The sequence below is a fragment of the Streptococcus sp. genome, from assembly GCF_030528045.1.
Lineage (GTDB): Bacteria > Bacillota > Bacilli > Lactobacillales > Streptococcaceae > Streptococcus.
In genome coordinates, this window is the sequence record NZ_JAUMZR010000010.1 from 38,429 (window position 1) to 45,573 (window position 7,145).

The following is a 7,145-nucleotide window of genomic DNA, read 5'->3' on the forward strand; positions in this document are numbered from 1 at the left end:
TTTAAAATTAAGAAATGAGAGCTTTGATTAAGTCTCAGTTAGAATAGCTAAATTATCTTTAGTGAATTTGAACTTTTTCAAAATAATCTCCTTAAAATATAACTTTATTTAATTGTATCATTCTAACTAAAAATTTCAATAGAATAATGATGAAGTATCGGTAAAAATGTGCTAAAATTGATTATAAGTTATATTTTAGTTTTAGGACTGTATTGTTTCAAATGAGGACAAACTATCTTTTTGTCGTATCTATAAAATGATTTACATTTCACTTGATAATTTTTGACAAGTATAGTACAATAAGGTTGTTGGAATTATTCGAAACAACACAGCAAAGTTAAAATAAGGCTTCGTCCGTACACAACTTGAAAAAGTGCGCACCGATTCGGTGCTTTTTATTTTATTATACTAACTCATTGTACTCCTATTTTTAGAAAAAAACAAATAATATCGTAGCGCTTTCATAGAATTCGAGATCAATTCGGTGGAGCTTGTTAGTAGATTAACCGAGAAATACGATTTCCTTTTGAGAGTATATATGTTCGGGATGATAGCAATACAAAATAAAAAGAACTGGGATAATTAACTATCCTAGTTCTTTTTTATATGAACGGTTCTTTTATTCTCCCCCAGCTAACTCTTTCCCAAGTTGGATGAGGTAGTCTTTCAAGTCGTCTTTGACCTGTGGGTGTTTGAGAGCGTAGTCGATGGAAGTTTTCATAAAGCCAAACTTGTCTCCAACATCGTAACGAGCCCCTTTGAACTCACGAGCAAACACACGTTGTGTTTTATTGAGGGTATCGATTGCATCTGTCAGCTGAATTTCATTTCCTGCACCTGGAGCTTGGTTTTCGAGGATTTGGAAAATTTCAGGTGTGAGGAGGTAGCGTCCGATGATAGCAAGGTCGCTAGGAGCATCCTCTGGTGCAGGTTTTTCAACGAAGGTTTCAACACTGTAAAGACCGTCTTTTCCTTCGCCTTGCGGAGCAATAACCCCATAAGCAGATACTTCGTCGTGTGGGACTGGCATGACAGCGATAGTAGAGGCGTGGGTACGCTCGTAGTCATCCATGAGTTGTTTGGTAAGTGGAACAGCCTTTTCGTTCGTGATATCCATCAAGTCATCACCAAGCATAACGACAAAAGGTTCGTTTCCAACGAAAGCCTTGGCTTGTAAAACAGCATCGCCGAGACCACGTGGATGCGTTTGGCGGATAAAATGCAGACGCATGCCAGTTGTTTCATCAACCAGCTTCAAAAGATCTGTTTTTCCTTTTTCTTTAAGGTTGTATTCCAATTCGAAGTTTGAATCAAAATGGTCCTCGATGGAACGTTTTGACTTACCTGTAACAACCAAGATATCTTCGATTCCAGACTTGAGGGCTTCTTCAACGATAAACTGGATAGTTGGCTTGTCTACGATTGGCAACATTTCCTTGGCCAAGGCCTTAGTTGCTGGGAGGAAGCGAGTTCCCAATCCAGCGGCTGGGATGACTGCTTTTCTGACTTTTTGTTTCATGATGTTCCTTTCTATAAGGGTCTACGACCATTCGTTTTCTGCTTTAAATTCATTGCTCATGATGTCAGTGATTGCTTCTTTGATATTGACACCTTCGTAGATAACTCGGTAAATAGCCTGTGTGATTGGCATGTAGACACCCAATTCCTGAGCCAGCTCGTAAGCTGCTCGAGTTGTTGAAATACCTTCGATGACCATACCCATGTTTGCTTCGATGTCTGCGAGGGATTCTCCACGACCGAGAGCATCACCGGCCCTCCAGTTACGAGAGTGGACAGATGTCCCCGTTACGATCAAATCCCCAACTCCAGAAAGGCCGCTATAAGTCAGAGGGTTAGCTCCAAGAGCGACCCCTAGACGGGTGATTTCAGCTAAGCCACGGGCAATGATAGCCGCCTTGGCATTGTCGCCAAAGCCTAGTCCATGTAGTGCCCCAGCGCCAACTGCGATGATGTTTTTGAGAGCACCAGCGGTTTCAACCCCGACAACATCCGTATTAGTATAGAGACGGAAGTAGTGATTGCTAAAGAGATTTTGGACGTACTGGGCAGTTTCGAGGTCTTTAGAGGCTGCAGTGATCAAGGTAATATCCCGCACAATCGTTTCCTCAGCGTGGCTAGGTCCTGAAACAACGACGACTTCACTACGAAGGTCAGCTGGAATTTCCTCTTCAAGAATAGTCGATAGGCGTTTGTGGCTATCTGGTTCCAATCCTTTGGAGGCATGCATGATGACAACCTTGTGATCGAGCACCTTTGCTACTTGTTGGGCAACCAGTCTCGTTACTTTTGTTGGGACTACAAATAAAACAGCATCCACATCCTTTAGTGTTTCTTCTAAATCATGATAGGCTTTGATTTTTTCGTCGAGTAGGATATCTTTGAAATAGCGTTTGTTTGTATGTTGGTTATTGATTTCATCAATTTGGTCAGAAATATTTCCCCAAATTCGAACCTCGTGTCCATTGTCGTTTAGGACCTGCGAAAGGGCAGTTCCCCAAGAACCAGGACCCAAGACAGCGATGGTTTGTTTCTTCATCTTTTCCTCCTTGTAAGAGTTCTTCCTTTCATTTTACCATAAAAAGCCTTTTCATGCATCACCTGTAGATGAAAGCGCACTAATTTATAATAAGGAGACTTCTTTGACAAGATGCCTCTTTTTTGCTAGAATAGCATCAATATGAACGAATGAGAAGGAGCTGACGCAGGATGTCGCTCCCTTTATCTATTTTATTAGGAGGAAATATGCTCATTAAAAAAATAAAAACCTATAAATGGCAGGCCTTGGCATCCCTAATGATGACAGGCTTGATGGTTGCGAGCTCGCTCTTGCAACCGCGCTATTTGCAAGAGGTGTTAGAGGCATTGTTGGCCGGTCAAAATGAGGCTATTTATAGTATTGGCGCTTGGCTGATAGGAAGTAGCCCTAGTCGGTCTGGTTGCGGGTGGGGTCAATGTGACACTTGCAGCCTACATTGCTCAAGGAGTGTCTTCGGATCTTCGGGAAGACGCTTTTCGCAAGATCCAGACTTTTTCTTATGCCAATATCGAGCAGTTTAATGCCGGCAACCTTGTCGTCCGTATGACCAATGATATTAACCAAATTCAGAACGTGGTGATGATGGATTTTCAAATTCTTTTCCGTCTCCCTCTTCTCTTTATCGGTTCCTTTATCTTGGCGGTTCACACTCTTCCGTCACTTTGGTGGGTGATTGTCCTCATGGTGCTCCTAATCTTTGCACTAACTGCCATCATGATGGGAATGATGGGACCACGATTTGCTAAGTTTCAAACCCTTCTTGAACGGATCAATGCTATCGCTAAGGAAAATCTACGTGGTGTGCGCGTGGTCAAATCCTTTGTACAAGAAAAAGCACAATTTGACAAATTTACCGAAGTCTCAGATGAACTTCTCGGCCAAAATCTTTATATCGGTTATGCCTTCTCAGTTATAGAACCTGTTATGATGCTAGTCGGCTATGGAGCGGTCTTCCTCTCTATCTGGTTGGTGGCAGGCATGGCTCAGTCAGATCCATCTGTTGTGGGCTCTATTGCTTCCTTTATCAACTATATCAGCCAGATTATCTTTACCATTGTCATGGTTGGATTTTTAGGAAATTCTGTCAGTCGTGCCATGATTTCCTTGCGTCGTATCCGCGAGATTCTAGATACCGAGCCAGCGATGACCTTTAAAGATCCCCCAGATGAAGAGTTAGAAGGAAGTCTCTCTTTTGAAAATGTGACTTTCACCTATCCTAATGATGATGAGCCTATGCTGAGGAATGTAACCTTTGAAATTGCGCCTGGTCAGATGGTCGGTGTGGTTGGGGCGACTGGAGCAGGGAAGTCCACTCTAGCTCAGTTAATTCCACGACTTTTTGATCCACAGGAGGGATCTATCAAGATTGGTGGCAAGGATATTCGACACGTCAGCGAGGGAACCTTACGTAAAACAGTTTCCATTGTCTTGCAACGTGCTATTCTCTTTAGCGGAACCATTGCAGATAATCTTCGTCAAGGGAAAGGCAATGCCAGTGTGTCAGAAATGGAACGTGCAGCACGGATTGCCCAAGCCAGTGAATTTATCGGACGTATGGAAAATAAATTTGAGAGTCAGGTCGAAGAACGAGGCACCAACTTTTCTGGTGGACAAAAGCAACGGATGTCCATTGCCCGTGGGATTGTCAGCAATCCCCGTATCCTGATTTTTGACGATTCGACTTCAGCCTTGGATGCCAAGTCAGAAAGACTCGTGCAGGAAGCTTTGAATAAAGATCTGAAAGGGACAACAACCATTATCATCGCTCAAAAGATCAGTTCAGTCGTCCATGCGGACAAGATTTTGGTCTTGGATCAAGGGCGCTTGATTGGAGAAGGACGGCATGCAGATTTGGTAGCTAACAACGCCATCTACCGCGAAATCTACGAAACACAAAAGGGGAAGGAGGAATAAAATGAAAATAGTACGATTTTTCTGGAATTATTTTAAAGTTTACAAGTTCTCCTTTGTCATTGTGATTCTGATGGTCGCAGTTGCGACGATTGCCCAAGCCCTCTTTCCAGTTTTTTCAGGTCAAGCAGTAACAGAGCTAGCTAACCTAGTTCTAGCTTATCAAAATGGAACTTCCGAACTAGCCTGGCAGAGTTTATCAGCTCTGATGCTGAATCTAGCTCTGGTTGTCCTCGCCTTAGTGGTATCCAGTTTGATTTACATGACCTTGATGACTCGTGTGATTGCTGAGTCAACAAATGAGATGCGTAAGGGCCTTTTTGGAAAACTTTCTCGTTTAACGGTTTCTTTCTTTGACCACCATCAGGATGGTGACATCCTCTCTCGCTTTACGAGTGACTTGGATAACATCCTTCAAGCCTTCAACGAAAGCCTAGTTCAGGTCATGAGTAATATTGCTCTTTACATCGGTTTGATTTTTGTCATGTTTTCAAGAAATGTGACGCTAGCCCTGATAACAGTAGCCAGCACCCCAGTGGCCTTTCTCATGTTGGTTTTCATCGTGAAGATGGCCCGCAAGTACACCAATCTCCAGCAAAAAGAGGTTGGGAAACTCAACGCCTACATGGACGAGAGTATTTCTGGACAGAAAGCTGTTATCGTACAAGGAATTCAAGATGACATCGTAGCAGGCTTTGTGGAGCAAAATGAGCGTGTGCGCAAGGCAACCTTTAAAGGGAGAATGTTCTCAGGCATCCTCTTTCCGGTTATGAATGGGATGAGCTTGGTCAATACGGCCATCGTTATTTTTGCAGGTTCTGCGGTCCTGCTGAACGATCCAAGTATCGAAACAACGACGGCCCTAGGTTTGATTGTCATGTTTACCCAATTTTCTCAGCAGTACTACCAGCCAATTATCCAGGTGGCTGCGAGTTGGGGGAACCTCCAGTTGGCCTTTACTGGAGCGGATCGTATCCAAGAAATGTTCGATGCAGAAGAAGAGATTCGTCCGCGAAATGCACCTGCCTTTACGGAATTGCGAGAAGGTGTTGAAATCAGTCACATTGATTTCTCTTATGTGCCAGACAAGCCGATTTTAAAAGATGTCAGCATTTCAGCTCCTAAGGGGCAGATGATAGCAGTTGTCGGTCCGACTGGTTCGGGGAAAACAACCATCATGAACCTCATCAATCGTTTCTACGATGTGGATGCAGGTAGCATTTCTTTTGATGGCAAAGACATTCGTGACTACGACTTGGACAGCCTGCGGAGCAAGGTCGGGATTGTCTTGCAGGATTCGGTCTTGTTTAGTGGAACGATCCGGGACAATATCCGCTTTGGTGTGCCAGATGCCAGTCAGGAAATGGTCGAAGCAGCTGCCAAGGCAACTCATATTCATGACTACATTGAAAGCTTGCCTGACAAGTATGATACCCTTATTGATGATGAGCAAAACATCTTCTCAACTGGTCAGAAACAATTGATTTCCATCGCCCGAACCTTGATGACAGATCCCCAAGTCCTAATCTTAGATGAAGCGACTTCCAATGTGGATACTGTAACAGAAAGCAAGATTCAACATGCCATGGAGGCCGTTGTAGCAGGACGAACCAGTTTTGTTATTGCCCATCGTCTCAAAACCATCCTCAATGCCGATCAGATTATTGTCCTCAAAGATGGAGAGGTTATTGAACGTGGAAATCATCACGAGTTGCTCAAACTTGGCGGTTTCTACTCAGAACTGTATCACAATCAATTTGTCTTCGAATAAAAAAGAAGTTGTCCTTATTGGGCAGCTTTTTCTTATCCATAAAAAATACTTATCACGGTCTTTAAAAAAACATATTAGACAGGAAAGGGTTGAAGTGATAAGATAAGACTGTCGCAAGAAAATCGAAAGGAGACACATCATGGCTAGAACGGTTGTAGGAGTTGCTGCAAATCTATGTCCTGTAGATGCAGAAGGGAAAAACATCCACTCATCTGTATCCTGTAAATTTGCAGAGAGCATTCGTCAAGTCGGTGGTCTTCCTTTAGTAATTCCTGTAGGGGATGAGTCCATTGTTCGCGATTATGTGGAAATGATTGACAAACTCATCTTGACAGGTGGGCAAAATGTCCATCCTCAGTTTTATGGAGAGAAAAAGACCATTGAGAGTGATGATTACAACCTTGTACGCGATGAGTTTGAACTAGCTCTCTTGAAAGAAGCGCTCCGTCAGAATAAACCAATTATGGCAATCTGCCGTGGGGTTCAGCTGGTCAATGTTGCTTTTGGCGGCACTCTCCACCAAGAAATTGAAGGTCACTGGCAAGGCTTGCCTTTTGGAACATCTCATTCTATTGAGACAGTAGAAGGAAGTGTGGTGGCTAAGTTGTTTGGCAAAGAAAGTCAGGTCAACTCAGTCCATCGTCAAAGTATCAAAGATCTGGCACCTAATTTCCGTGTGACAGCGGTGGATCCTCGAGATCAGACCATCGAAGCGATTGAGTCTATCGATGAGCATCGCATTATCGGTTTGCAGTGGCACCCAGAGTTCCTGGTCAATGAAGAAGATGGCAATTTAGAATTATTTGAGTATTTATTAAATGAATTGTAACGGTTAGAGTCTCTAGCCGTTTTTATTATGTGACTATTAGTCCGTCTCGCTCCGCAAGGTGCGAGACAAATAAACCA

4 protein-coding genes and 1 pseudogene are annotated in these 7,145 nt (G+C 43.2%); 3 read left to right on the forward strand and 2 right to left on the reverse strand.

Features of this window, described 5'->3' with window-relative positions:
* Positions 1-619: 619 nt before the first annotated feature.
* A complete protein-coding gene (gene galU, locus Q4A91_RS03135) occupies positions 620-1,519 on the reverse strand; it encodes a UTP--glucose-1-phosphate uridylyltransferase GalU (protein ID WP_000811029.1) in 900 nt (299 codons plus the stop codon).
* 21 nt (positions 1,520-1,540) lie between these two features.
* Complete coding sequence (locus Q4A91_RS03140; RefSeq protein WP_033629218.1) at positions 1,541-2,557, reverse strand: NAD(P)H-dependent glycerol-3-phosphate dehydrogenase; 1,017 nt, start codon at positions 2,555-2,557, stop codon at positions 1,541-1,543.
* 206 nt (positions 2,558-2,763) lie between these two features.
* Here Q4A91_RS03140 and Q4A91_RS03145 point away from each other — a divergent pair.
* The 3 genes and pseudogenes from Q4A91_RS03145 to Q4A91_RS03155 all read left to right on the forward strand — a co-directional run bounded on the left by Q4A91_RS03145 (position 2,764) and on the right by Q4A91_RS03155 (position 7,068).
* A pseudogene (locus tag Q4A91_RS03145) lies at positions 2,764-4,471 on the forward strand (ABC transporter ATP-binding protein).
* 1 nt (position 4,472) lies between these two features.
* Positions 4,473-6,239 carry an ABC transporter ATP-binding protein gene (locus Q4A91_RS03150; RefSeq protein WP_303206803.1) on the forward strand — a complete coding sequence of 589 codons (1,767 nt, stop codon included), beginning with the start codon at positions 4,473-4,475 and terminating at the stop codon, positions 6,237-6,239.
* Positions 6,240-6,378: 139 nt separating this feature from the next.
* Positions 6,379-7,068 (forward strand): gamma-glutamyl-gamma-aminobutyrate hydrolase family protein, encoded by a 690-nt coding sequence (locus Q4A91_RS03155; RefSeq protein ID WP_173259629.1) that lies wholly within the window; start codon positions 6,379-6,381, stop codon positions 7,066-7,068.
* Positions 7,069-7,145: the final 77 nt, after the last annotated feature.

Bases quoted from the DNA above. Each gene is read 5' to 3' on its own strand.
- Q4A91_RS03150 (WP_303206803.1), top strand. From the start codon at position 4,473: ATGAAAATAGTACGATTTTTCTGGAATTATTTTAAAGTTTACAAGTTC.
- Q4A91_RS03155 (WP_173259629.1), top strand. From the start codon at position 6,379: ATGGCTAGAACGGTTGTAGGAGTTGCTGCAAATCTATGTCCTGTAGAT.
- Q4A91_RS03140 (WP_033629218.1), bottom strand. From the start codon at position 2,557: ATGAAGAAACAAACCATCGCTGTCTTGGGTCCTGGTTCTTGGGGAACT.
- galU (WP_000811029.1), bottom strand. From the start codon at position 1,519: ATGAAACAAAAAGTCAGAAAAGCAGTCATCCCAGCCGCTGGATTGGGA.